Here is a 23,783-nt window from a genome sequence, read left to right on the forward strand (position 1 = left end):
TATGACCACAGAAGCAAAAAAAGTACTTGTAATTGGTTCTGGTCCAATTATTATCGGCCAAGCTGCAGAGTTTGACTATGCTGGTACACAAGCATGCCGTTCCCTTCGTGAAGAAGGTTATAAAGTAGTATTGGTTAACTCCAATCCTGCTACAATTATGACCGATACAGATATTGCAGACCGCGTATATGTAGAACCGATTAGTCTTGAATTCGTAACAGAAGTAATTAAAAAAGAACGCCCTTGGGGCTTATTGGCTACATTGGGTGGCCAAGTAGGTCTTAATATGGCCGTACAATTGTCTGAAGCTGGCGTATTAGAAGAATACGGTGTAAAACTTCTAGGTACAACACTTGAAGCTATTAAACAAGCAGAAGACCGTGAACTCTTCAAAGAAGCGATGAAGGAAATCAATCAACCAGTTCCTGAATCCGATATCTTTAACGATCTTGAAGAAGCGGTAGCTTTTGCTAATCGCATTGGTTATCCTATCATTATCCGTCCTGCTTACACATTGGGCGGTACTGGTGGTGGTATTGCGCATAATGAAGATGAAATGTATGAAATTACACGCCGTGGTTTGAAACTTTCACCAATTCACCAGATCCTAGCAGAACGTTCTGTAGCAGGCTGGAAAGAAATCGAATACGAAGTAATGCGCGATAGTGCAGATAACTGTATCATCGTATGTAATATGGAAAATATCGATCCTGTAGGCGTACATACTGGTGACTCCATTGTTGTGGCACCAAGCCAAACATTAAACGATATTCAATACCAAATGCTTCGTACTGCTTCTGTAGAAATTATTCGTTATTTGAAAATCGAAGGTGGTTGTAACGTACAATACGCGTTGAATCCAAATAGCAATGAATATATCGTTATCGAAGTAAACCCTCGTGTATCCCGTTCCTCTGCATTAGCATCTAAAGCAACTGGCTATCCAATTGCGAAGGTAGCTGCAAAAATTGCAGTAGGCATGACATTGGATCAAATTACAAATGCTGTAACAGGTGAAACAAAAGCATGCTTCGAACCTACACTTGACTATGTAGTAACGAAATTCCCACGTTGGCCATTTGAAAAATTCAATTTGGCAGACCGCACATTGGGCACTCAAATGAAGGCTACTGGCGAAGTTATGGCTATCGATCGCTCCTTGGAAGGCTCCTTGCTTAAAGCAATTCGTTCCTTGGAAATTGGTTTAGACCATATTGAGCTAAAGAAAATCTCTCATGAGTCCATGGAACAATTGATTGAACGTTTACATTTAGTAGATGATGAACGTATCTATGTTGTAGCAGAAGCACTTCGCAAGGGCATTAGTGTAGAAAAAATTCACTACATTACAAAAATTGATACATTCTTTATTGAAAAAATCAAAAATATTGTTAATGTAGAAAAAGCATTGGCTGAACATGGCTTGACAGAAGATGTATTGCGCAAAGCAAAACGTTATTCCTTCACTGATTCTGTTATCGCCCGTTATGCTAATACAACTGTAGAAGAGGTTCGTGCAAAACGTAAAGAATGGAACATTCTTCCAACATATAAATATGTAGATACATGTGCTGCCGAATTCGAATCTAAAACACCATATTACTACAGTGCTTATGCACAAGAAGACGAAGTTAAACCACTCGGTGAAAAATCTGTTGTCGTACTAGGTTCCGGTCCAATTCGTATCGGTCAAGGCGTAGAGTTTGACTACTGCTCCGTACATTCCTCTTGGGCACTTCGTAAAGCGGGTTATCAATCTATTATGATCAACAATAACCCAGAAACAGTGTCTACTGATTTTGATATTTCTGATTCCTTGTACTTCGAACCATTAACAGTGGACGATGTAATGGAAATTATCGATAAAGAAAAACCAGCTGGCGTTATTGCTCAATTCGGTGGTCAAACAGCAATTAACTTGGCAGGTCCATTAGCTAAGCGCGGTGTAAAAATCCTCGGTACATCCGTAGATAGTATCGATATGGCAGAAGACCGTGAACGCTTTGATGAATTGTTGGCAAAACTTGGTATTCCACGTCCAGTAGGTGCGCTTGTAACCTCCGATGAAGAAGCACAAGCAGCAGCTAAAAACTTGAAATATCCATTGATTGTACGTCCTTCTTATGTATTGGGCGGCCGTGCTATGGAAATCGTATACAACGATAAAGAGCTTGATGTATACATGAAGGAAGCCGTAGTAGCATCTAAGGAACATCCTGTTCTTATCGACCGTTATATGGTTGGTATGGAGGTAGAGGTTGACGCTATTTCCGATGGTACTGACGTATGTATTCCTGGTATTATGGAACAAATCGAACGTGCCGGCGTTCACTCTGGTGACTCCATGGCCGTTTACCCAGCTCAACATTTGAGCCAAGAATTGATTGATCAAATCGTTGACTATACACGTCGTATTGCAGTAGGCCTTAATGTTAAAGGTGTACTTAACATTCAATATATCGTGGCTGATGGTGAACTTAACGTAATCGAAGTTAACCCTCGTTCTAGCCGTACTGTACCATTCATTTCTAAGGTTACAGGCATCAATATGGTAGAATGTGCAACACGCATTGCTCTTGGTGAAAGCTTAAAAGATTTGGGCTTGCCACTCGGTCTTGTACCTAATAAACCATATGTAGCTGTAAAAGCACCTGTATTCTCCTTCTCCAAAATGGGCCTTGTAGAAATCGCTCTTGGACCTGAAATGAAATCTACTGGTGAAGTTATGGGTATTGGTCGTACTTATTCTGAAGCATTGTTTAAAGCTATCAATGGTGCCAATATGCGTATCCCAGAAGATGGCACAATTCTTATGACCGTAGCAGACCGCGATAAAGAGGAAGCTAGCCAATTGGCAAAAGGCTTCATCGAATTGGGCTATCACATCGAAGCAACTGGCGGTACTGGTAAATACTTCAAAGAACATGGTGTTGACTGCAAGGTAGTTAACAAAATCTCTGAAGGTGATGACAACTGTGCTGACCACATTCGTCAAGATAAAGTAGATCTTGTACTTAACACATTGACTGCAGGTAAACGCCCTGAACGTGAAGGCTTCCAATTGCGTCGTCTCGCTGTAGAAATGGGTACACCATGCTTAACAAGCCTTGATACAGCTCGTGAAGTATTGCGCGTTGTAGCTAATCGTAAAGATGATGCTAACTACAATGTAGAAGCATTACAAGATTTTGAATTGGAGTAAAACCATGAGTGGCTATGTAGAACAGGGCGAAGTCGTTCGCAATGAGCAAATAGGCTCTGATGTGTGGATTATGGATATTCACGCACCAAAACAAGCAGCAGAAGCAAAGGTAGGACAGTTTTGTAATGTTCGCGTAGCGGACTCTACGGCGCCATTATTGCGTCGCCCTATCAGCTATGCTGGATTCGATGCACAAAAGGGTATTATTACCCTTTTGTATCGCGTCGTAGGTAAGGGGACTGAAATTATGACACGTCTCGTACCTGGCGATACACTAGATTGTTTAGGACCTTTAGGTGAACCATTTGTAACATCTAAGAATATGCTTCTCGTTGGCGGTGGCGTTGGTATCGCACCAATGCTATGTATCGCATCCCATTTGAAAGAAGGGGAAGAGGCACAAATTATTCTTGGTTTTAGAAATGAAAGCGAAACCTTTTGGGCAGATTTATTCAAAGATACGCCTGTTAAAGTGCACATCACAACTGATGATGGTAGCGTAGGTGCGAAAGGGTTCCCTACAGCAATCATGCCTGAGCTGATTAATGGCAATACTTTCACATCTGTTATGACTTGCGGCCCTACACCGATGATGAAAGGTGTGGCACAAGTAGCTAAAGATCTCAACGTTCCTTGCCAAGTATCTCTTGAAGAACGCATGGGCTGCGGCACTGGAGGTTGTTTGGGTTGTGCTTGTGATGGTGCAGGTGGCAAACGTTACAAAGTTTGTAAAGATGGTCCTGTATTCCCAGCTGAGGAGGTGTTCTTTTAATGAGTGAACGCGATTTAAATAACACCGTTACGCCTAATCCAAAGCTTGCTGTTGACTACTGCGGTATTAAGATGAAAAATCCTATTATTGCCGCATCTGGCACCTTTGGTAATGGTCCTGAGTATGCTGGTTATTTAGACCTTAGTAATGAAGTAGGTGCTATTTCCGTAAAAGGTTTAACACCTAAAGGTCGTCACGGCAATCCAGGAACTCGTATCGCAGAAACACCGTCTGGTGTCTTAAACTGTATTGGCCTTGAAAATCCTGGGGCAGAACATTTTGTAACAGATATTTTGCCAGACCTCAAGAAATACGATGTACCATTGTTAGCGAATATGTCTGCTGGCACGGTAGAGGAATTTGCATGGATGGCAGAAACTCTATCCGTAGATGGTATTGCGGGCCTAGAGGTTAATGTATCTTGTCCAAATGTTGCTTGTGAAGGTATGGCTTTTGGTGTAGATCCAAAGGTAGTAGAACAAGTAACTAAAGCTGTTCGTAAGGTAACAGATAAGCCTGTTATTGTAAAACTTTCACCGAATGTAACCGACATTGTGGAAATCGCAAAGGCTGTAGAAGCTGGTGGCGGTGATGGGGTCAGTCTCATCAATACCATTCTCGGTATGGCCATAGATATCCATCGCCGTAAACCTGTATTGGGTAATATTTATGGTGGTTTATCTGGTCCAGCTGTAAAACCAGTAGCACTTCGCATGGTGCACCAAGTGTATAAAGGCGTTAATATTCCTATTATGGGCCTTGGTGGTATTATGACTGGTACTGATGCTATTGAATTTATGATGGCTGGTGCTCAAGCAGTTCAAGTTGGGGTTGCTACGATGGTAGACCCAACAGCTATTTCTCGTATTGCTCGAGAAATGGGCGATTATGTGGAACAATATAATCTTAACAGCATTACTGATATAGTAGGTGCTGTCCATCAAGGATAGTAAAAAGAAGACCTAGTACATTATGTACTAGGTCTTTTTGTATGTATTGTATTAATGTTCATAACTGTACAAAATCTCATACGATAAGTTATAAATACCATACTATATGAATTAGTATAGTGTGGCTTATACATATGCTTTGTAGAAATCAATAAACTGCTGTGCTACAGGGGATAAAGCATGGCCTTTAAGCGTAATAAATGCTTTTTTAAAATCGCCTGAGAATTCTGGCAATTTGATACGGGCCATTTTACGATGGTTAATGAGCTCTTTTGCATCCATTGGAACTAAAGACACAGTTCTCCCAGAGGATGCCCATTCGATGGCAGAGCTCTTAGTTGTAGTGATGGCAACAGCATTCAATTGATCCATGTCAGTTAAGCTAGACTGCATAATCATTCGCACAGATCCACCAGAGAGGGATAAAGGACACTTTTTGATATCATCCCATGTGATGGTATCATGTTCACGATCTATCCAGAATACATCACGGCGGAAAATAGCGTATAAATGTTCCTCTTGAGTAAGAAGGATATCAAATTTATCAGTGTCTACCATTTGAATGTTTGCAATTCCCAGCTCTGCATTACCATTAATAAGTTGATTGACCACATTAGTCATTAGTCCTTCGTAGATTTCGAAGTGAACTGATGGGTATTTCATGGAAAAGGCTGGTAAGTATTGTTGTACGATTGGTGTGGAGCGCGATGCAGACGTAGCGATTCGCAATGTACCTTCAATACGTGAGTTCAACTGTTGTACTGCATTGTATGTTGATTCTTCAATGGAGCATAATTGTTGGGCTTTTTGATAAAAAATTTTGCCCGCATCAGTCAGTTGTAAGTTTGATCCTCGTTGGCCGCGCTTGATATTTATGAGTTGAGCTCCAAATTCAGCTTCTAAATACTTTAATTGTTTACTTAAAGCTGGTTGTGTAATATGAAGAATCTCTGCGGCCTGAGTCATATTGCCCGTTTGAACGAGGGTAATAAAATTGTGGTAGTAAGATGTATCCATAGAATCTCCCTATTATACACAAAATAAGATAAATAAAAATTATAACGAACTAAGTAACAGTAATTTCACATTTGATAAAATAGCGTATATACTATATTCATCAAGGAAAGAGAAAGAATAATGTGTTTGAAATAAACTTTCTATCCTTATCACAATTTTTAATATAATAATAGTGATTAAGAAAGTAGGTACTATCATGGGCGTAGTAAAAAGAACATTAAGTAAAGCAATTCGTAACTGGGAAGCACGTAGATTAATGACTGCACATAATGCAGGTGTTAGTCGTAAAAAACAACTTGAACGCGTATGGCCTCATCCATTAACTACAGAAAAACGTCATGAACTTAGTCAAGGCGTAAGTGGCTTAGTTAATAGTGAAAACTAATTACTATGTGTGTATCAGTTAGATTATTGTTCTAGCGGTAGCACCACTTCAATAGAATCTAATATAGTACAAGTAGCAGCTCCATGACTCATGTCTTGGAGCTCTTTTTGTATGCGCTCTACATCAGTTGGTGGCACTAAGATGGTTATATCTACATGTTCACCAAAGTTTGATTCATAATGCAATTTTTGATCTTGCACATATCTTTCAATGGCTCCATATAAGGCATAGTCGATGGTAGCCTGCAGCTGAGTTCGTGTTGTGTGTAGTTCTTTAGGGGCAAGACGTAAGGTTTCCGCAACGGAGTGTGAATATGCACGAATCAAACCACCTGCACCTAATTTGATGCCTCCAAAATAACGGGTTACTACGACCGCTACATTGGTAATACCTGTTTTTTTGAGTACTTCTAACATAGGTTTACCTGCTGTACCAGATGGTTCACCATTGTCAGAAGAGCGCTGTTGTTCTTGCTTTGGTCCTAATGCAAAGGCCGTACAATTATGGCGGGCATCCCAAAATTCTTTATTGATGCGGCTAATAAAAGCCTGTGCCTCCTCTTCTGTAGAACAAGGATATACAGTTGTGATAAAACGCGATTTCTCCACAACATATTCATGGCGAAATTCCTTCGCTACCGAAGTGAATTCTACAATAGGGCTTATTGATTCACACATAGATTCACCTCCTTTGGAATCAAAGTTTATGTTTATTCATCATCACTTTATTATAATCTATTTTTTTATACTATGTATAGGTGTATAGGTGGCAGGAGATTAATTCCCCTAGAAAAAGGAAATAACCCTCTAGATTTGGTAGGATATTGACGTAATGAGAATTTATGTTATTATGGAATAGAGACGCATGAACGAATACTCATGTAAAAGTGTTCATATAATAAACTTTACGTGTTTATAAATACTCTGTTACCGATGTATGATATGTCTACTATGAGTTTCTGACTTATATAGATATATAGAAACGTATATTTTTGAAAATTCAAGTAGAAAGTAGTGATATGATGAGTAAGAAGAAGCAAGAGTTTGATATAACAGGTATGCATTGTGCTGCTTGTGTAAAGCGCGTTGAAAACGTCGTTTCGAAGATTGATGGTGTAGAATCTGTAAAGGTTAATCTACTCACTCGTAAAGGCAGCGTTGAATACAAAGACGGTTCTAATGTAGAATCACAACAAGTTATTGATGCCATTACAAATATTGGTTTCGGTGCTACAGAGGCAGATGAAACGAAGCAAGAAATAGAAAAGGTTAATTTAAAACCTCATATTACGCGTCTTATCATTGCTGCTTGTATGGCCGTACCGATGATGATTAACATGACATTACATCGTTTTGGCATTCAAGCCTTGCCAGTATGGGTAGAGTTTATTCTTGCTACCATTGCTCAGTTCGGCCCTGGCCTTATGTTCTATAAGAGTGCGTGGAGTGCGGTAAAGAATGGCGCCCTTACCATGGATGTTCTCGTTGTAATGGGTACGACTGTTGCTTATCTATTCAGTATTTATAATTGGCAGTTCCATCCAGAACTTGGGCCTCATGGCATTTACTTTGAAACCTCAGCTTGGCTCATTACATTCATTCTTCTTGGCAAACTTTTAGAAGAAATTGCCAAGGGGCGTACCTCTGAAGCACTTCAAAAATTGATTGCCTTGCAACCAGCAACAGCTCATGTATTGCGTGACGGTGAGTTCGTAGATATTCCTACATCTAAGGTTGTAGCAGGTGATATTTTACAAGTTCGTGCAGGCGAAAAAATTCCAGTAGATGGTACTATTACTGAAGGCTATTCTACTGTAGACGAAGCTATGCTTACCGGTGAAAGTTTGCCTGTAGAAAAACAAGTGGGATCTGATGTTATCGGTGCGACTATTAACTTGAGCGGTGCTTTCACGATGGAAGCAAAACGTATCGGCTCTGATACAATGCTCTCTCAAATCATCAAAGTCGTAGAGGAAGCTCAAACCTCTAAAGCAAGTATTCAACGTATTGCAGATATCGTAGCTCAATACTTCGTGCCTACTGTTATCGGCCTTTCTGTTTTGACCGGCCTCGTATGGTACTTCATTATGGGCGACTCTATTAATGTAGCTCTCATTAATGCTACAGCAGTGCTTGTTATCGCTTGTCCTTGTGCGCTTGGCCTTGCTACACCAACATCTATCATGGTTGGATCTGGCTTAGGTGCGGAGCATGGTGTTCTCATCAAGAGTGCAGAATATCTTGAAAAAGCTGGTAAACTCGATGCCATCGTTATGGATAAAACTGGCACTCTTACACAAGGTATTCTCGATGTAACGGCTTTCAAAAACTATAATGGTGATGAAAGTATAAATATGTCCCTAATGATGGCCCTTGAAAGTGGTACATCGCATCCAATTGCAAAGGCCATGGTTTATTATGGTGAAGATCATGGTTATAAAGGTACAGCTGTAGAACTAGAAAGCTTTGGTGATGTGCCTGGTAAAGGTTTACAAGGTGCTTATCAAGGTGTATCTGTACAACTTGGTCATAGCCGTTGGATGTCTGAATTAGGTTATGATCTAAGTGCCGTCCAAGATGATATTCTACACTATGAAGAACAAGGTGCCTCCGTGTCTGTTCTCGCTGTAGATGGTGTCATCAGTGCCTTATGGGCTGTAGAGGATGAATTGCGTCCAGAAACTATTGAGGTGGTAAAAGAATTACAGTCTCAAGGTATCGATGTGTGGATGCTTACCGGTGATAATCGCCGTACAGCTCAATATATTGCTAAACAAGCAGGTATTACTCACGTTATTGCAGAAGTCTTGCCTCAAGATAAAGCTAGCAAAGTAAAAGAGTTACAAGATAAAGGTCTGGTAGTGGGCATGGTTGGTGATGGTATCAATGATGCACCAGCTCTTGTAACGGCAGATATTGGTTTTGCTATCGGTAGTGGTACAGATATTGCCGTAGAGGCAGCAGATATCGTTCTTGTAAGAAATGATTTACACACATTAGTACAAGCCGTACGCCTCAGTCGTAAGACTATGACTAATATTAAACAAAATCTATTCTGGGCATTGATCTTTAACTGCATTGGTATTCCATTGGCTGCTGTCGGCGCATTAAATCCTATGATTGCAGGTACCGCAATGGCATTCAGTTCCGTTACAGTTGTGGGTAACTCCCTTCGCTTGAAACGAGCTAAGATTTAATTTAACTTGTATCTTATAACATATAATATTTGATAGAGTTGATTAAAGTTTATAAAGCACCTATACCATGGTATAGGTGCTTTGTTATTTAATTCCTACGAAATCGGTGTTTTTAGACTGAGTGAGATTTGTTATACTAAATATAGTTATTCAGCTAAAAGAGAGGAGCTAGATTATGAAATTAAACACGCGCGATATTGTATATATTGGATTTATTGCTGCCTTATGTGCAGTAGCAACTACAATTCGCATTGAAATACCAGGTGGGGCTATGGTTCACTTAGGATCTGCCGCATTATTTACGTCATCCATTCTTTTTGGCGGTTTATATGGTGGTTTAGGTGCGGCTATTGGTTCTGCATTATTTGACCTCTTTGGTGGACATACACAGTATATTGTATTCTCGTTCTTTATTAAAGGTATTGCAGGCCTTATTGTGGGCGGTATGACAGCAGGTTACTTGCCACCATCCATTACAAAGCCTACAGCATCCTTTACACGTATTTTGATTGCTTTAATTATTGGTACAATTTGGACTGCCTTTGGTTATTTCTTAGCATGGTGGTTTGTTCTTGAAAGTGCAGCCGTAGCAGCTAGCAAAATTCAATACTCCTTGATTACAAGTGCTGCAGGTATTGTGGTGGCTATCGTATTGACACCTAAATTGCAATCAGTAGTTCGTAGATTATTTACAAAGAACTAAATATATTAACTAATAATCCAAAATTGATCATTAGGCATAAATAAAAGAGTCTCCCGTAACTTATGTATTCAGTTATGGGAGACTCTTTTATTTATTATATTAGATTATGTAGTTACTATTCTTACCTAGAAATTACAGAGATCATTTAAATTTTCTGCCATTGTAGGATGTGTGAAGATTTGGTTCTTGAAATATGTATACGGAATGTTGTTATCCATAGCTACTTTAATCATGTTAATCAATTCTTCGGCACTTTGGGAATAGAGTGTAGCACCGAGGATTAAATTGCTTTCCGCATCTACCACAATTTTGAAAGCCCCTTTAAGGTTGTCATTTACATGAGCCCTTGGCATAGTGGCTACAAGCATTTCCTTCGTTTTAACAGTGTAACCTTTATTAATAGCATCCTCTTCTGTAAGACCAACACGAGCGAGTGGAGGTGTTAAGAAGGTGGTGTAAGGAATGTTTTTGTGATCTTTTAATGTATAGTGACCATTACCTGTAAGGGCACCAAATACGATGCGGAAGTCATCGAGAGAAATGTAGGTAAATTGCGGACCACCGTTTACATCGCCTACAGCATATACACCTGGAACGGAGCTTTCACAAGTATCATTTACTACGATTGCACCGCGTTCATTAGTAGTAATATCCGTGTTTTCTAAACCAATATTTGTAGTATTCGGTCTGCGACCTGTAGCATAGAGAACAGCATCAAAGGTATAGTTTTCATTATTAGCAGTGATAACAGGCTTGTTGCCGTCATTAGATACAGAATTTAGTGTAACAGAGTTTAAAATAGTAATGCCTTGTTCCGCTAAGTATTCATTAGCTAATTCTTGAACGATAGGTTCTTCGTGTTTTAAAATGTTAGCCTCAATATTGAATACAGTAACCTTTGTACCTAGTTTAGCGTATAGGCTAGCAAATTCTAGGCCAATAGGACCGGCGCCAATAATACCTAATGTACTAGGTTGAGGGGATAAATGTTGAATTTCTGTACTATTATAGAAACCTGATGCGGTATCGATACCATCAATGTTAGGTTTAATGGCTACAGCCCCTGTATTGATGATAATTGTGTCACCAGATAAAACAATTTTATCTTCCCCAGTTGTGACATCGATTTCTTTATTACTAATGAATTCGCCATGTCCAGTATATACATCGACATGTTCATTTGTATCTAACATACCGAAGTTTTTATTACGTAAACGAGATGTAACAACCTCTCGTTGGTTTAGTACTTGATCGTAAGATAAGCCTTTAGATGCGGCCACAATCATCGTCTTAGTAGGAATACATGCAATATTAATGCATGTGCCACCATACATGAGTGGATTTTCTTCAATCATGGCAACGGCTTTGCCCATAGAGCCAAATTTAGCAGCCAATGTTTTACCAGCTTTGCCGAAACCTAGGACGATAAGATCATAATGTTTGGTATTCATACAATACCTCCTATCTTTTATATTGAAAATATTAGATATCCTTATTATAGCATATTTGAGTATATATAAAAGTAAAATATGAAAATAATTATCTATAATTTAGATGTTAAGTATTTTTACTTGACACATCTTTTTTTATACTGTACCATATGTAAAGTAATATGACTTGACAGTGATGGAGGTGGCGAAATGGAAGAACGAGTGCTTATAAGTTTGCTCTTGGATTTCTATGGGCCATTATTGACGGACAAGCAACGCATGTCCTTACAACTTCACCACGAAGACGACATGTCCCTTGGAGAAATCGCTGAGGAACTAGGCGTATCACGGCAGGCTGTACACGATAACTTGCAGCGTGCTCGACACATTTTAAATGATTACGAATCAAAGTTGCACTTGGTAGAACAATATGAACAGCGTGAAGGTTTGCTTTCACAGTTGAAAGAAACCTTGCCTGAAGAGGTTCTAGCTGAAACTAAGGTGCAGAAAGTATTGGCGCAAATGGAGGGATATTATGGCATTTGATAGCTTGTCAGAAAAACTGCAAGAAGCCTTTCAATCCTTGAAGGGGAAGGGCAAAATTACTGAAGATGATGTCAATCTTGCGTTGCGTCAAGTGCGTACTGCATTACTAGAAGCAGACGTTAACTTTATGGTTGCGAAGGACTTCGTTAAATCCATTAAGGAAAAGGCCCTTGGTGAAGAGGTGTTCGGTTCCTTGAATCCAGCACAAACGGTTATTAAAATCGTAAATGACGAGTTAACGGCGTTATTGGGCGGTACACAAAGTCGTATCATGATTTCCAGTAAGCCACCAACAATTATTATGCTCGTTGGTTTACAAGGTGCTGGTAAAACTACTACAGCTGGTAAATTGGCAGTATACCTTCGCAAACAAGGTAAACATCCAATGCTCGTAGCGGCCGACGTATATCGTCCAGCTGCGATTACTCAATTGCAAGTTGTAGGTAAGCAAATCGATATCCCAGTATTTGCTGATGAAACACCTGGTGCCAATCCAGTAGACATTGCACGCCGCGCTGTAGAGCAAAGCACGCATATGTTGAAAGATGTTGTTATCATCGATACAGCTGGTCGCTTGGCTATAGACGAAGTCCTTATGGATGAGTTATCCAACATTAAAGCCGCTGTTCGACCTCATGAAATTCTACTCGTTGTAGACTCCATGATCGGTCAAGATGCGGTAACAACGGCACAAACGTTTAATGAAAAATTAGGCGTTGACGGTGTTATCCTCACTAAACTCGATGGTGATGCGCGCGGTGGTGCTGCATTATCCATCAAAGCTGTAACAGGCTTGCCAATTAAGTTCACTGGTGTGAGCGAAAAAATGGATGGCTTCGATGTATTCTATCCAGACCGCATGGCTTCTCGTATCCTCGATTTGGGCGACTTTAAAACATTGATTGAAAATGTACAAGGCGCTATCGATGAAGAAGAAGCTCGTGAAATGGCTAAGAAAATGGCGAAAAACAATTTCACCTTGGATGACTTCTTGAAACAGATGAACCAAGTAAGGAAGTTAGGGCCATTACAAAATATTATTGGTATGTTGCCAGGCATGGGACAAATTAAGGATCAATTGAAAGACCTTGATTTGAACAGTAAAGAGGTTCGCCGTATTGAGGCCATCATTACATCCATGACGGCAGCAGAGCGAGAAAATCCAAGTATTCTTAATGGTTCTCGCCGCAAGCGTATTGCGTTAGGTTCTGGTACTCAGGTACAAGATGTAAATCGCTTGTTGAAACAATTTGAAGAAGCGCGGAAGATGATGAAGCGCATGCAAGGTTTACGTGGCGGTAAGGGCGGCTTCCCTGGAATGCCTAAATTACCGTTTATGTAATACATGGGCAGGGGCGCTGAACCTGTCCACCCATATCAGTATAAGGAGGTGAATTTCACATGTTAAAAATTCGTTTGACTCGTTTAGGTGCTAAAAAAGCTCCTTTCTACCGTATCGTTGTTGCTGACGCACGTGCTCCACGTGAAGGTCGTCCTGTTGACACTATTGGTCAATATGATGCTACTAAACAACCAGCTATCGTTAATGTAGACGAAGAAAAAGCTTTGGCTTGGTTAGCTAAAGGTGCTCAGCCTACTGACACTGTTCGCTCCTTGTTCAAAAAACAAGGCGTTATGCAAAAATTTGCTGACGCTAAAAAGTAATTAATAGAGAGGCATACTGTGATGATAGAATTAATTTCATTAATTGCGAAATCATTAGTGAAGCAGCCTGATGCCGTATCTGTTACCATGGTCCAAAAGGGGAATATGGAAGTTTACGAACTTCATGTAGCCCCAGAGGATATGGGCAAAGTCATCGGAAAGCAAGGACGAATAGCGAAAGCGATTCGCGCTGTGGTGAAAGCGGCGGCTATTAAAGAGAACAAAAAGATATCTGTTGATATTGTCTAAAAGGGAGTATTCCAATGGAAGAAATGACATTACGTGTCCCTGTAGCAGTAAAAGCAAAAGTAACAGAAGACTTGAAAGCGAAGATTGTATCCGATCTTGAAACTCGCCTTGATATGGTGAATAAAGATTTGGAAGCAATTGAGTTCCAAGCTCAACGTATTTTGGCTGATGCGGCTAAAGTTGATGCTACAAGCCTTACTGCAATTCGTCAACAAATCGACGAAGAGAAAAATAAACGCTTGGCTTTCAAAGAAGAAGTAACAGCTAAATTGAAAGACGCTCAAGAATTATCCTTAGGAACTGAAATTCCTCAAGGTACATTAGAGCAAACAGTTACCGTTAAAATCGGGGATAATTTGGATGCCATGATGGGCGCTGAAATCCTATTAGAAGACGGTAAAATCGTTGCGTTTCGTCAATAATGAAGCCTAACGATTTCATCACAATAGGTGTTATCATCGCCCCGCACGGCGTGCGGGGTGATCTTCGTATTATGCCTCAAACCGATTTCCCAGAACGGTTTATGCATATGGATGCCTGTTACATCGATGGTAAAGAATACCACGTTGCATCCGCACGATTTCACAAACAATTTGTATTAGCATCCTTTAAGGAAATTCCTGATCGCAACACGGCTGAATTATTCGGTAAGAAAGAAATTCAAGTACGCCGTGAAGACTTAGTTGAATTGCCAGAAGGTCGCTATTACATCTTTGATATTATTGGTCTCGAAGTACAAGATACAAAGGGCAATGTGCTTGGCACAGTGACTGATGTATTACAACCGGGTGCTAATGATGTCTATGTGGTTTCCAAAGATGGGGAACCAGATCAATTATTTGCAGCCATTGAAGATGTTGTTAAAGACATTGACGTGGAAAATAATTTAATGATCGTAGATCCGCCTGAATGGATATAATCCTTTAGGCGGTTTTGTTTTATCTACATATAGGTATATTATGGTAAAAGTTATATAATATAGCTATATATAGATAATGCTAATGAGTTTATGTGAGTTAATAAGTATAGGGGACGGTCTATGCGTATCGATATCGTATCTTTATTTCCTGAGTTTTTTGATGCCTTTTTTAGTCATTCCATCATAAAACGGGCTATCGAAGCGGAACGATTGTCTATGGGTGTAACTAACCCTCGAGATTTTAGTCACAATAAACATGGTCAAGTTGATGATACGCCATATGGTGGTGGTGCAGGTATGCTCATGATGGCACCTCCCATTTTTGAAGCGGTGGAATCTGTTATTGCTCAATATGACAATACCCTTAACAGTACCTATACTACCGATGAGATGTGTGATGAAATGAGTCTTATTGGTAATCCTAGTGAAAGTATACGACGTCGTATTATTTTCATGGGACCTACAGGCCAGCCTTTCACACAGGAGAAGGCTCGTGAACTAGCTACATACGATCAAATAGTCCTCATTTGTGGCCATTATGAAGGTGTAGACTATCGTGTAGAGGAACATTTAGTAGATGAAACGATTTCTATTGGTGATTATGTATTAACTGGTGGCGAGTTGCCAGCTATGGTTGTAGCCGATGCAGTAGCGCGCATGATCCCCGGCGTACTAGGTGCGGCGAGTGGGGCACAGGAGGATTCTTTTTATGAACCTCTGTTAGAATGCCCTCAATATACAAAGCCCCCTGAATTTAGAGGCTGGGCTGTTCCAGATGTATTGAGAAGTGGTCATCATAAAAATATTGCTACTTGGCGTCAAAAAGAAGCTCTTAAAAGAACTCGGTTGTTACGTCCAGATTTATTGGAACGTCCATTAACAAAAGAAGAGATTAAGCTTTTAAAAGAGATAGTTGAGGAAGAGTCTGTAAGACTTAAAGGTGAAGAATGAAAGCGTTAGTATTAGGCGCCACTGGTGCAGTTGGACGTCATATTGTAGACACGTTAATTGATAATCATGAGATTCAAGACATTCATGTATTTGTACGTCGTCCAGTAACATATACATCTCCAAAGGTAACAGTTCATATTGTTAATTTTGATGAACCTCGTGAATGGGCACACTTAGTGACAGGGGATATTTTATTCTCTGCTATGGGTACAAACCGTAAACAAGCGGGCTCTAAAGAAGCACAATGGACCGTAGATTATACGTATCAGTATGAAATGGCACGCATTGCAGCTCAAAATGGTGTGAAAAAATATGGTTTAGTATCCTCTTTGGGAGCAAATCCAAAGTCTCCATTCTTCTATATGTCCATGAAAGGACAATTGGAAGATGTTATTTTAGAGTTGCCCTTTGAAGCGATTGTTATTGCTCGTCCAGCTACATTGATTCGAGAAGAACCTAAGTTGGTGGAACGCATTAGCTGTGCTGTATTTGGTGTTATCAACAAAGCTCATATATTAATGAGCCAAGAACCCGTAAAGACGGCTGACGTAGCAAATGTCCTTGTAAAAGCTACAATAGGGCAGCAGTATGGCATTTCCATTATTGAAAATGAAACGATTCATGAGCGGATAGGCTATTTTAAAGCTTAATTTCATTAAATCCCGTTTTGGAGAGGGAATAGGCCGAGATCCATATGATTTTACCTATTCGAGCGAGGTTATGTATGGAGTTTAATTGTTGTGATGTCCTTGAGGTACAGGGCAGTCGTTATGTAATAACTGAAAAAATTAAATATAATGAGATTATTCCAAAAGCAGATCAGGAACAGGCCTATAAAGCTAAGCCGTCAATGCAAAAATCACCTGGAGATTATTGGCACGAATATGGTCTCGAGGATGTTGAGGGGTCCGATAAAATATGGGTTACCATTGAATACAATGATAATGAATGGTGCACTGTATCTAGAACATCTTATCGTAAGCGTGCACCGAAGGGCTTTACATTACATCAAATTGGTTTGGAAAAGGTTGTAGATGTAGATGGTGATAGTGGTGCTTCCGTAGGTGATCGAGCTGGCTATAAGGAATATCAATTGCCTTGTGAAGGCGGTGCTAGTGTATTCTTTGAAGAAAACTGGTTTAAAGGGGAGAAGATGTTCGCCGAAGGGGCACGTGTTCCTTTGAGGAATATTCGTCTCTGTAATGATGCAGAAGCTAATGCTATTAGTAAAAAGAAACGGAATCAACGGCTGAAAAAACGCTTTGAAGGAGTTGCTACTTCTATAGGGATCGGTGTATTATTTTTACTATTTCTGTTTTGGTCGGACAATGATTTGTCTTGGCATAGTATACGCGCTATGTTTGGAGTGCCTTATACGGCAAAAGAACATATGCATGACACATCTGCATATTATACAAAAACAGATTCGGATGGCGATTATGTATACACGTCTTCGTTGGACCCTGTTAGCACCGCATTAGATTTGATTGATTCTGTGAATGGTGATATTAAAAATGAGCGAGACAACTTAGAAGAGGGACATGAAGTTATTGTATTTTATTCTGGGGACTTGGTGTATATCATTACCAATACGGATGGACAAACTAAGGTTAAGGTATGTGAACAATCAAAATTGACACAAGAGGATTGGAAAATTATTGATCGTACATTAATCAGCTCTCATATACTAGATAACTATGCGACCATGGTTCGACTAGGGGATAATACGGGACGCGAACGGTTGTATCCTACCAGCAACTCTAATAACACATCCAATACAAAATTATATTATTAGGAGGCTTATTATGATTTATATACCAGATGTATTATTGACGATTTTTTATGCTTGTTTTGGAATTTTTCTAATGTTAACAGCTAATACTGTTATTGATTTCTTTGTACCCGGCAAATTCAGCGAAGAAATTAAACGTGGTAACTGTGCTGTAGCATGGCTCTCAGCGGGTTCATTTATCGGTATTGGTGAAATTTTGCGCGCTGTCATCATGTCTCCTGTAGTGACTACTGCTGATACATCTTTATTGCATGGTGTGGTGGCCAGTATCGTATATGCTATTTTAGGCATTATATTGTTTGTAACAGGCTATATGTTTATTAATTTATGGCATCGAAAATATAATTTATCTGAAGAGATTATGCGTGGTAATACAGCAGCGGGTATCCTCGTTTTTGGCATCTTTGTAGGTCTTGCTCTCGTTATTAGTGGTGCTGTGCACTAAGGGAGTGTCCTATGTATAAGCCAAGTAAGAAAACTCTATACATAACGGGTGCCTTTGCCGCTGTAGCAGGTATCGTTGGTGTGTCTTCATACTGGAATGACATTGCTTATGTCGTATGTGATAAAATCTATCCTGAAGCAAATGACGGGGAAGTTCGATTAAAGGATAATCAAGGTAATCGTTATTCTCTATTAAATCATGGAGATGGTAAAGAAACAGCTTTATATGATGATAACCGGTCTGTTACATTTCACCGCGATACTAGTGGAAATTTAGTGTGGGACGCTGGTTTAGCTGGGCTGTTACCTAGTATTGCAGCAGGTTATTATATTTTTCACGGATTTAATCCACCAACAGCGCGTATGGATGGACGAACTATGACCTATCGTGTGGCAGCTCCATTAAAACCCTATGAGGAGCCTAATGTATATACAACAACAGGTTCAAATACGCATAGTTCTTTAGGACGACGTACGTATAAAGACTATGAGAAGCGTAGAAGTCAAAAAGCCTCTTCTATAGGTCAAAAGTCTGGCTTTGGTAGTGCAGGTGCACGTTCTAGTAGTTCCTAATGGAGGCCGATATTATGAAATCGTATATAGATGAACTTGATACGAATATATTGCCCTTTGTAGATTATGAAGGCTATGATGATCGGTATCCTGCTCTTACTGCACAATCCTTTCCAGCCGAATTTTATGATGAAATACGACATGCATCGCGGATGTTATTTCAAATATTTTGTAAAGCCGCTAAGGTATTTCAGCAGGCTCCTGATGAGTTCGCTCTCAATATGGATATGCCCGGAAATTTGATTCCCTATTTACATCGTGGGAATCCATTGGGCTTACCTACATGGTTATCTCGATTTGACTTTGTCCTTGATGATAGAGGACAATTGCGCATGGTCGAGATTAATGCGGATACACCCTGCTTTCTAATTGAAAGCTATTATGCTAATGGTGTAGCGGCACGATATTTCGATAAAGTAGATCCTAATATAGATGCTTATAATGAACTTGAACGTTTTTTGAAACGCGTATATGAAGGAACATCTCGTAAAAAATATAGTGTGACTAATAAACAACATAATATGATGACGGATAATGAAACAGAACCCTTTGTTTTCGGGTGCTTTCATGATTATTTAGAGGACTATGGAACTACACAGTTTCTCTTACAGGCTATGAAATCAGCATGCCCAGAAGCAGATGTTCGATTCCTATCCTTTTATGATATGGTCATTGATGATGAGGGTATTCTATTATCTGACGGTGGTCATGCAGCCAACCTGTATCGTTTACATCCCATGGAACTATTGATTGATGAAACTACAGCAGATGGTGAACCACTAGGTGAAATGTTTTTAGATTTGTATAATGAATACCGCTTTAATCTATTTAATCCACCAGAGGCGATTATTTTACAGAATAAATCGTTTATGTCCTTAGTGTATGCTCTATACTTAACAAACCAATTTTTTACTGCCCCTGAGCGAGATATTATCGAGCGCTATTTGACGCCGTCCTATTTTGAAAGTGATTTCTCGAACCTTGATGATGGACTTTATATTCAAAAGGAAATTTGGGGCCGTGAAGGGCGAAATATTCAGGTTGTTCAAAAACGTGGAAATCAAGCTGAACTATACATGGAGAAATTTGTAGATAACTATGATGATATAGTTTGTCGGGACAGTAAAAAGGTTATGTATCAGGAATTCATTAAGCAGAAACATTTTACTCATACCGTAGATAGTGGTACGAAAGAAGGCTGTTTGACATTATCTTGCTTTATGCTTGGCGATCAAGCTTCTGCAGTCGGTTGTCGTTTTTCTCCAGAAGAGATTGCCGGTACTGAAGCTTATTTTGTACCGCTTTTAATCGATTAATTTTATTTTGTATTTTTATTGTTGTGGAGATATAGGGCTTTGGCTAATTTATATATTGGACTTGTTCATTATCCAATTATGAACAAGCATAAAGAGGTCATTACGACGGCCATTACAAATTATGATATTCACGATATTGCACGAGCATCTATTACCTATGATGTATCTAAATATTTTGTGATTCACAATATACCTGCCCAGCGTGAGCTGGTGAGTACCATCATGGAACATTGGAAATCTGGATTTGGTTCTACTTACAATCCAGATCGCAAGGATGCTTTCACCGGCGTGGAGTTGGTTAACTCTATTGCAGTAGCAGTGCGAATGATTGAAGACCTAGAAGGTATGAAACCTATTGTGGCGACAACAGATGCGCGTACCTATGATAATACAATTTCCTATGCACGGATGCGTGAACATCTTGAAAATGAGGGGCGCCCTGTGTTAGTATTATTTGGTACCGGTTATGGTATGACAAAAGAAACGATGGAAAGCTTTGACTATATTTTAGAACCTATATATGGCCATGGTGAATACAATCATTTATCTGTGCGTAGTGCTGTATCGATTATCCTTGATCGGCTGCGGGGCGAGGCATGGTGGAATAAATAGGAGGCGTCTATGTCAGGACATTCAAAATGGGCAAATATTAAACATAAAAAAGGTAAAACCGATGCATTGAAGGCTAAATTGGCTACGAAAATCGGTCGTGAAATTACTGTAGCAGCACGTATGGGTGGTGCCGATCCAACAGGTAATATGCGTTTGAAATTGGCTTTACAAAAAGCTCGTGAAAACAATATTCCTAAGGATAATATTCAACGTGCTATCGATAAGGGCGTTGGCGCTACGGATATGAACGCATACGAAGAAATCGTATATGAAGGTTATGGTCCTGCCGGTGTTGCCGTTACTGTAGAGGTTATGACGGATAATCGTAACCGTGCGGCTGCAGATGTGCGCCACGCGTTCTCTAAACAAGGTGGTAACCTTGGTGAAAGCGGCTGTGTAGGCTGGATGTTCAAATCTAAAGGCGTTTTCGTTATCGATAAAGAAGGTCATGACGAAGATGAATTGACTATGCTTGCTCTTGAAGCAGGTGCAGAAGATCTTAAGTCTGAAGATGATGTATTTGAAATTTATACTACTCCTGAAGACTATGATGCTGTAGAGGCAGCTCTTGCTGATGCGGGCATTGAAACAGAAGTAGCTAAAATTACCATGATTCCAGATACAACTATTGAGTTGACTGGTGATGATGCTGTAAAAATGCAAAAAATGCTCGACGTATTGGATGATCTTGATGATGTACAAAACGTATATCACAATGGTATCTTGCCAGACGACGAAGAAGAATAATAATTATTATAAGGAGCACTTTAAAGGTGCTCCTTTTTTATGTATTTTTTAGAGAACCATTGGGAATATGAAAATTAATTAGTTTCTTATAAATTTTCTATGGAAATTCATGAACTTCGATGTGGTATTGTGCTATAATAAAATAGATTATGTAATGGAGGTAGGCGACAGCTTATCTCATTTTTAAACTAAGGGGGTTAAGGTGCGAATTATAGGTATTGACCCAGGCACGGCTATATGCGGTTATGGCATTATTGACGTGAAGGGGAGCAAATTAACACCTGTAGCCTATGGGGCTATTACAACTCCTAAGGAATTAACAGATTCACAGCGGTTGGAAATTTTATTTAATGACCTAAGTGATATTCTAGAGGAATTCAAGCCTGATAAGTTCGGGGTAGAAGAATTATTCTTCAACCGCAATGTAACGACGGCCATCAAGGTCGGTCAAGCACGTGGTGTTATCTTATTAGCGGCTGAACAACAGCGTATTCCTATTTATGAATATACACCGCTACAAATCAAGCAAGCCGTTACAGGTTACGGCAAGGCTGATAAGAATCAGGTCATTTATATGACAATGAATATTTTGGGGATTCGTGAGAAAATTAAGCCTGATGATACGGCAGATGCATTGGCTGTCGCTATTTGTACGGCTCATAGTTCTCACAATGATAGATTGAAGAGGTTGGTATAATGATAGGGTATGTACGGGGCATCGTAACACATCTCTTTAAAGAGTCTTGTTATGTAGATGTACATGGCGTAGGGTATCGTGTATATGTGCCGACCACTACGCGACAACAATTGATTGAAGGTCATGAGGCGATGCTATTCACGTATCTCAATGTACGTGAAGATGCGATGCAACTCTATGGCTTTTGGACGGAAGAGGAGTATGAGTTGTTTATTTTACTCATTTCTGTTTCTGGTATAGGGCCTAAGGTGGGGCTTGGCATCTTGTCTGGCATGACACCAGAGGCTTTCAAATTAGCTGTTATCAATGGCCAAGTGCAGCAATTAACGAAATTGCCGGGCATTGGTAAGAAGTCTGCAGAGCGACTTGTTCTTGAATTAAAGGATAAGTTAGCGAAGATGACGCATATATCTGCAGAATCACCAGCAGCCATACAGCCGATGGGCGTTGCTGCTAGTGGTGCTGCCGGTGAGGCCATTGAGGCTCTTGTGTCGCTAGGCTATTCAGAGCGAGATGTGGCTGATATTGTAGAGTCTTTAGATGATGGTAAACGCGATGTATCTGAGTTGATTAAGGTCAGCTTGATTGAGCTTGGGAAAGGACGATAAGGATGAACGAAGAAGTACGCCTTGTCGGAAATGACGAGCACGAAGAAGATATGTGGCAATATAGCTTGCGACCAAAATTCTTTAACGAATATGTTGGTCAAGAAGAGGCTAAAGGCAATCTAAATGTATATATTCAGGCTGCAAAGCAGCGTGGTGAAGCATTAGATCATGTATTGCTGTATGGTCCACCAGGTCTAGGAAAGACTACATTGGCAGGTATTATTGCGAATGAATTGGGTGTTAACTTTCGCATAACATCTGGTCCTGCTATTGAAAAGTCAGGCGACTTGGCTGCCATCTTAACGAATTTAGATGATCACGATGTATTATTTATCGATGAAATTCATCGCTTGTCTCGCAGTGTAGAGGAAGTATTGTACTCTGCTATGGAGGACTATGCAATTGATATTATCATCGGTAAAGGCCCAAGTGCTCGAACGGTGCGCATTGATTTGCCAAAGTTTACTTTGGTAGGTGCCACAACACGGGCGGGGGCTTTGGCGGCACCATTAAGGGACCGCTTTGGTATTATTAACCGGTTGGAATATTATAAACAACCGGAATTAGAGTTTATTGTGACTCGGGCGGCAGAAATACTCCATATTGGTATTGAGCCGACTGGGGCTAGCGAAATTGCACGACGTTCGAGGGGAACGCCGCGTATCGCAAATCGTCTACTTAAACGGGTACGTGATTTTGCACAAGTTATAGGTGATGGGGTTATCACTCAAAGTATTGCAGATGATGCGTTACAGCGTTTATATATTGACAAAGAAGGGCTCGATCGAATCGATCGACGTGTGTTGGAGTGTATTATTGAAAAGTATGATGGAGGCCCGGTAGGAATAGATACTATTGCGGCAGCTATCAGCGAAGAGAGAGATACCATCGAAGATGTATATGAACCATATTTGATGCAATTAGGATTTTTAGGACGTACACCGCGTGGGAGGGTGGCTACTAAACTTGCCTATGAGCATTTAGGTATTTCACAGACAGGGAAATAACA

General features: G+C 40.0%; 26 protein-coding genes. 23 read left to right on the forward strand and 3 right to left on the reverse strand.

What is annotated here, in order from left to right; all coding sequences use genetic code 11:
• Position 1 precedes the first annotated feature (1 nt).
• Genes carB through VRHSUH10_RS09325 form a run of 3 tightly spaced genes read left to right on the forward strand, consistent with a single transcriptional unit; the run spans position 2 to position 4,924 of the window.
• Positions 2-3,202, forward strand: coding sequence for a carbamoyl-phosphate synthase large subunit (gene carB, locus VRHSUH10_RS09315; RefSeq protein ID WP_105090314.1), 3,201 nt, complete (start codon positions 2-4; stop codon positions 3,200-3,202).
• 4 nt (positions 3,203-3,206) lie between these two features.
• Positions 3,207-3,974, forward strand: a complete 768-nt coding sequence (locus VRHSUH10_RS09320) for a dihydroorotate dehydrogenase electron transfer subunit (protein ID WP_105090315.1) — start codon at positions 3,207-3,209, stop codon at positions 3,972-3,974.
• A complete protein-coding gene (locus VRHSUH10_RS09325) occupies positions 3,974-4,924 on the forward strand; it encodes a dihydroorotate dehydrogenase (RefSeq protein WP_105090316.1) in 951 nt (316 codons plus the stop codon). The genes VRHSUH10_RS09320 and VRHSUH10_RS09325 overlap by 1 nt, the downstream gene beginning before the upstream one ends.
• A 126-nt stretch (positions 4,925-5,050) precedes the next feature.
• Here VRHSUH10_RS09325 and VRHSUH10_RS09330 read toward each other — a convergent pair whose 3' ends face one another.
• Positions 5,051-5,941, reverse strand: coding sequence for a LysR family transcriptional regulator (locus VRHSUH10_RS09330; RefSeq protein ID WP_005387328.1), 891 nt, complete (start codon positions 5,939-5,941; stop codon positions 5,051-5,053).
• A 196-nt stretch (positions 5,942-6,137) separates the two neighbouring features.
• Between VRHSUH10_RS09330 and VRHSUH10_RS09335 the strand changes: the two genes are divergently transcribed.
• The gene (locus tag VRHSUH10_RS09335) at positions 6,138-6,326 is read left to right on the forward strand and encodes a hypothetical protein (protein ID WP_039969458.1); all 189 of its coding nucleotides are present in this window, start codon (positions 6,138-6,140) and stop codon (positions 6,324-6,326) included.
• Between the two features lie 23 nt (positions 6,327-6,349).
• On the opposite strand, the gene VRHSUH10_RS09340 is transcribed toward VRHSUH10_RS09335, so the two are convergent.
• Positions 6,350-7,003 carry a YigZ family protein gene (locus VRHSUH10_RS09340; RefSeq protein WP_105090317.1) on the reverse strand — a complete coding sequence of 218 codons (654 nt, stop codon included), beginning with the start codon at positions 7,001-7,003 and terminating at the stop codon, positions 6,350-6,352.
• Positions 7,004-7,347: 344 nt separating this feature from the next.
• Between VRHSUH10_RS09340 and VRHSUH10_RS09345 the strand changes: the two genes are divergently transcribed.
• Positions 7,348-9,522 carry a cation-translocating P-type ATPase gene (locus tag VRHSUH10_RS09345; protein ID WP_105090318.1) on the forward strand — a complete coding sequence of 725 codons (2,175 nt, stop codon included), beginning with the start codon at positions 7,348-7,350 and terminating at the stop codon, positions 9,520-9,522.
• Between the two features lie 175 nt (positions 9,523-9,697).
• On the forward strand, positions 9,698-10,225 hold the full coding sequence (locus VRHSUH10_RS09350) for an ECF transporter S component (RefSeq protein WP_105090319.1): 528 nt from the start codon (positions 9,698-9,700) through the stop codon (positions 10,223-10,225).
• A gap of 125 nt (positions 10,226-10,350) precedes the next feature.
• Here the strand turns inward: VRHSUH10_RS09350 and VRHSUH10_RS09355 are convergent, their stop codons facing one another.
• The gene (locus tag VRHSUH10_RS09355; RefSeq protein WP_105090320.1) at positions 10,351-11,676 is read right to left on the reverse strand and encodes an FAD-containing oxidoreductase; all 1,326 of its coding nucleotides are present in this window, start codon (positions 11,674-11,676) and stop codon (positions 10,351-10,353) included.
• 189 nt (positions 11,677-11,865) lie between these two features.
• Here VRHSUH10_RS09355 and ylxM point away from each other — a divergent pair, with 189 nt between their 5' ends.
• From ylxM to ruvB, 17 genes are all read left to right on the forward strand, one after another.
• Complete coding sequence (gene ylxM, locus VRHSUH10_RS09360) at positions 11,866-12,201, forward strand: YlxM family DNA-binding protein (RefSeq protein WP_105090321.1); 336 nt, start codon at positions 11,866-11,868, stop codon at positions 12,199-12,201.
• The gene (gene ffh / locus VRHSUH10_RS09365) at positions 12,191-13,543 is read left to right on the forward strand and encodes a signal recognition particle protein (RefSeq protein ID WP_105090322.1); all 1,353 of its coding nucleotides are present in this window, start codon (positions 12,191-12,193) and stop codon (positions 13,541-13,543) included. Before ylxM ends, ffh begins: the two co-directional genes overlap by 11 nt.
• Positions 13,544-13,602: 59 nt before the next feature.
• On the forward strand, positions 13,603-13,866 hold the full coding sequence (gene rpsP / locus VRHSUH10_RS09370; RefSeq protein ID WP_004695565.1) for a 30S ribosomal protein S16: 264 nt from the start codon (positions 13,603-13,605) through the stop codon (positions 13,864-13,866).
• Positions 13,867-13,887: 21 nt separating this feature from the next.
• Positions 13,888-14,115 (forward strand): KH domain-containing protein, encoded by a 228-nt coding sequence (locus VRHSUH10_RS09375; protein WP_009352618.1) that lies wholly within the window; start codon positions 13,888-13,890, stop codon positions 14,113-14,115.
• A 14-nt stretch (positions 14,116-14,129) separates the two neighbouring features.
• Positions 14,130-14,537: a YlqD family protein gene (locus tag VRHSUH10_RS09380; protein ID WP_105086221.1), complete on the forward strand. Its 408-nt coding sequence runs from the start codon at positions 14,130-14,132 to the stop codon at positions 14,535-14,537.
• Positions 14,537-15,034, forward strand: a complete 498-nt coding sequence (gene rimM / locus VRHSUH10_RS09385; RefSeq protein ID WP_105090323.1) for a ribosome maturation factor RimM — start codon at positions 14,537-14,539, stop codon at positions 15,032-15,034. The genes VRHSUH10_RS09380 and rimM overlap by 1 nt, the downstream gene beginning before the upstream one ends.
• Before the next feature lie 120 nt (positions 15,035-15,154).
• On the forward strand, positions 15,155-15,985 hold the full coding sequence (trmD, locus tag VRHSUH10_RS09390; protein WP_105090324.1) for a tRNA (guanosine(37)-N1)-methyltransferase TrmD: 831 nt from the start codon (positions 15,155-15,157) through the stop codon (positions 15,983-15,985).
• Entirely contained in the window at positions 15,982-16,635 is a 654-nt protein-coding gene (locus VRHSUH10_RS09395; RefSeq protein WP_105090325.1) for an NAD(P)H-binding protein, read from the forward strand. Before trmD ends, VRHSUH10_RS09395 begins: the two co-directional genes overlap by 4 nt.
• Before the next feature lie 74 nt (positions 16,636-16,709).
• On the forward strand, positions 16,710-17,780 hold the full coding sequence (locus VRHSUH10_RS09400) for a hypothetical protein (protein ID WP_105090326.1): 1,071 nt from the start codon (positions 16,710-16,712) through the stop codon (positions 17,778-17,780).
• A 10-nt stretch (positions 17,781-17,790) separates the two neighbouring features.
• Positions 17,791-18,222 (forward strand): DUF350 domain-containing protein, encoded by a 432-nt coding sequence (locus VRHSUH10_RS09405; RefSeq protein ID WP_105090327.1) that lies wholly within the window; start codon positions 17,791-17,793, stop codon positions 18,220-18,222.
• Positions 18,223-18,233: 11 nt separating this feature from the next.
• A complete protein-coding gene (locus tag VRHSUH10_RS09410; protein ID WP_105086227.1) occupies positions 18,234-18,794 on the forward strand; it encodes a hypothetical protein in 561 nt (186 codons plus the stop codon).
• Positions 18,795-18,808: 14 nt separating this feature from the next.
• A complete protein-coding gene (locus VRHSUH10_RS09415; protein ID WP_105090328.1) occupies positions 18,809-20,110 on the forward strand; it encodes a glutathionylspermidine synthase family protein in 1,302 nt (433 codons plus the stop codon).
• Positions 20,111-20,149: 39 nt separating this feature from the next.
• Positions 20,150-20,722, forward strand: a complete 573-nt coding sequence (locus tag VRHSUH10_RS09420; RefSeq protein ID WP_105090329.1) for an RNA methyltransferase — start codon at positions 20,150-20,152, stop codon at positions 20,720-20,722.
• A gap of 9 nt (positions 20,723-20,731) precedes the next feature.
• On the forward strand, positions 20,732-21,469 hold the full coding sequence (locus tag VRHSUH10_RS09425; protein WP_005387348.1) for a YebC/PmpR family DNA-binding transcriptional regulator: 738 nt from the start codon (positions 20,732-20,734) through the stop codon (positions 21,467-21,469).
• Positions 21,470-21,671: 202 nt separating this feature from the next.
• Positions 21,672-22,166 (forward strand): crossover junction endodeoxyribonuclease RuvC, encoded by a 495-nt coding sequence (ruvC, locus tag VRHSUH10_RS09430; RefSeq protein WP_005387349.1) that lies wholly within the window; start codon positions 21,672-21,674, stop codon positions 22,164-22,166.
• Positions 22,166-22,774: a Holliday junction branch migration protein RuvA gene (ruvA, locus tag VRHSUH10_RS09435; protein WP_105090330.1), complete on the forward strand. Its 609-nt coding sequence runs from the start codon at positions 22,166-22,168 to the stop codon at positions 22,772-22,774. Before ruvC ends, ruvA begins: the two co-directional genes overlap by 1 nt.
• A gap of 2 nt (positions 22,775-22,776) precedes the next feature.
• Entirely contained in the window at positions 22,777-23,781 is a 1,005-nt protein-coding gene (gene ruvB / locus VRHSUH10_RS09440) for a Holliday junction branch migration DNA helicase RuvB (RefSeq protein ID WP_105090331.1), read from the forward strand.
• Positions 23,782-23,783: the final 2 nt, after the last annotated feature.

The sequence above is a fragment of the Veillonella sp. T11011-6 genome (genome assembly GCF_002959755.1).
Taxonomy (GTDB): domain Bacteria; phylum Bacillota; class Negativicutes; order Veillonellales; family Veillonellaceae; genus Veillonella.

What these genes read in the sequence shown, in the direction of transcription:
- VRHSUH10_RS09345 (WP_105090318.1), top strand. Translation starts at nt 7,348, where the DNA reads ATGAGTAAGAAGAAGCAAGAGTTTGATATAACAGGTATGCATTGTGCT.
- VRHSUH10_RS09335 (WP_039969458.1), top strand. Translation starts at nt 6,138, where the DNA reads ATGGGCGTAGTAAAAAGAACATTAAGTAAAGCAATTCGTAACTGGGAA.
- VRHSUH10_RS09425 (WP_005387348.1), top strand. Translation starts at nt 20,732, where the DNA reads ATGTCAGGACATTCAAAATGGGCAAATATTAAACATAAAAAAGGTAAA.
- ylxM (WP_105090321.1), top strand. Translation starts at nt 11,866, where the DNA reads ATGGAAGAACGAGTGCTTATAAGTTTGCTCTTGGATTTCTATGGGCCA.
- VRHSUH10_RS09355 (WP_105090320.1), bottom strand. Translation starts at nt 11,676, where the DNA reads ATGAATACCAAACATTATGATCTTATCGTCCTAGGTTTCGGCAAAGCT.
- rimM (WP_105090323.1), top strand. Translation starts at nt 14,537, where the DNA reads ATGAAGCCTAACGATTTCATCACAATAGGTGTTATCATCGCCCCGCAC.
- VRHSUH10_RS09325 (WP_105090316.1), top strand. Translation starts at nt 3,974, where the DNA reads ATGAGTGAACGCGATTTAAATAACACCGTTACGCCTAATCCAAAGCTT.
- VRHSUH10_RS09320 (WP_105090315.1), top strand. Translation starts at nt 3,207, where the DNA reads ATGAGTGGCTATGTAGAACAGGGCGAAGTCGTTCGCAATGAGCAAATA.
- ruvB (WP_105090331.1), top strand. Translation starts at nt 22,777, where the DNA reads ATGAACGAAGAAGTACGCCTTGTCGGAAATGACGAGCACGAAGAAGAT.
- VRHSUH10_RS09415 (WP_105090328.1), top strand. Translation starts at nt 18,809, where the DNA reads ATGAAATCGTATATAGATGAACTTGATACGAATATATTGCCCTTTGTA.
- ruvA (WP_105090330.1), top strand. Translation starts at nt 22,166, where the DNA reads ATGATAGGGTATGTACGGGGCATCGTAACACATCTCTTTAAAGAGTCT.
- VRHSUH10_RS09395 (WP_105090325.1), top strand. Translation starts at nt 15,982, where the DNA reads ATGAAAGCGTTAGTATTAGGCGCCACTGGTGCAGTTGGACGTCATATT.
- carB (WP_105090314.1), top strand. Translation starts at nt 2, where the DNA reads ATGACCACAGAAGCAAAAAAAGTACTTGTAATTGGTTCTGGTCCAATT.
- VRHSUH10_RS09405 (WP_105090327.1), top strand. Translation starts at nt 17,791, where the DNA reads ATGATTTATATACCAGATGTATTATTGACGATTTTTTATGCTTGTTTT.
- VRHSUH10_RS09410 (WP_105086227.1), top strand. Translation starts at nt 18,234, where the DNA reads ATGTATAAGCCAAGTAAGAAAACTCTATACATAACGGGTGCCTTTGCC.
- VRHSUH10_RS09330 (WP_005387328.1), bottom strand. Translation starts at nt 5,941, where the DNA reads ATGGATACATCTTACTACCACAATTTTATTACCCTCGTTCAAACGGGC.
- VRHSUH10_RS09340 (WP_105090317.1), bottom strand. Translation starts at nt 7,003, where the DNA reads ATGTGTGAATCAATAAGCCCTATTGTAGAATTCACTTCGGTAGCGAAG.
- ffh (WP_105090322.1), top strand. Translation starts at nt 12,191, where the DNA reads ATGGCATTTGATAGCTTGTCAGAAAAACTGCAAGAAGCCTTTCAATCC.
- VRHSUH10_RS09375 (WP_009352618.1), top strand. Translation starts at nt 13,888, where the DNA reads ATGATAGAATTAATTTCATTAATTGCGAAATCATTAGTGAAGCAGCCT.
- trmD (WP_105090324.1), top strand. Translation starts at nt 15,155, where the DNA reads ATGCGTATCGATATCGTATCTTTATTTCCTGAGTTTTTTGATGCCTTT.
- VRHSUH10_RS09400 (WP_105090326.1), top strand. Translation starts at nt 16,710, where the DNA reads ATGGAGTTTAATTGTTGTGATGTCCTTGAGGTACAGGGCAGTCGTTAT.
- rpsP (WP_004695565.1), top strand. Translation starts at nt 13,603, where the DNA reads ATGTTAAAAATTCGTTTGACTCGTTTAGGTGCTAAAAAAGCTCCTTTC.
- VRHSUH10_RS09380 (WP_105086221.1), top strand. Translation starts at nt 14,130, where the DNA reads ATGGAAGAAATGACATTACGTGTCCCTGTAGCAGTAAAAGCAAAAGTA.
- VRHSUH10_RS09350 (WP_105090319.1), top strand. Translation starts at nt 9,698, where the DNA reads ATGAAATTAAACACGCGCGATATTGTATATATTGGATTTATTGCTGCC.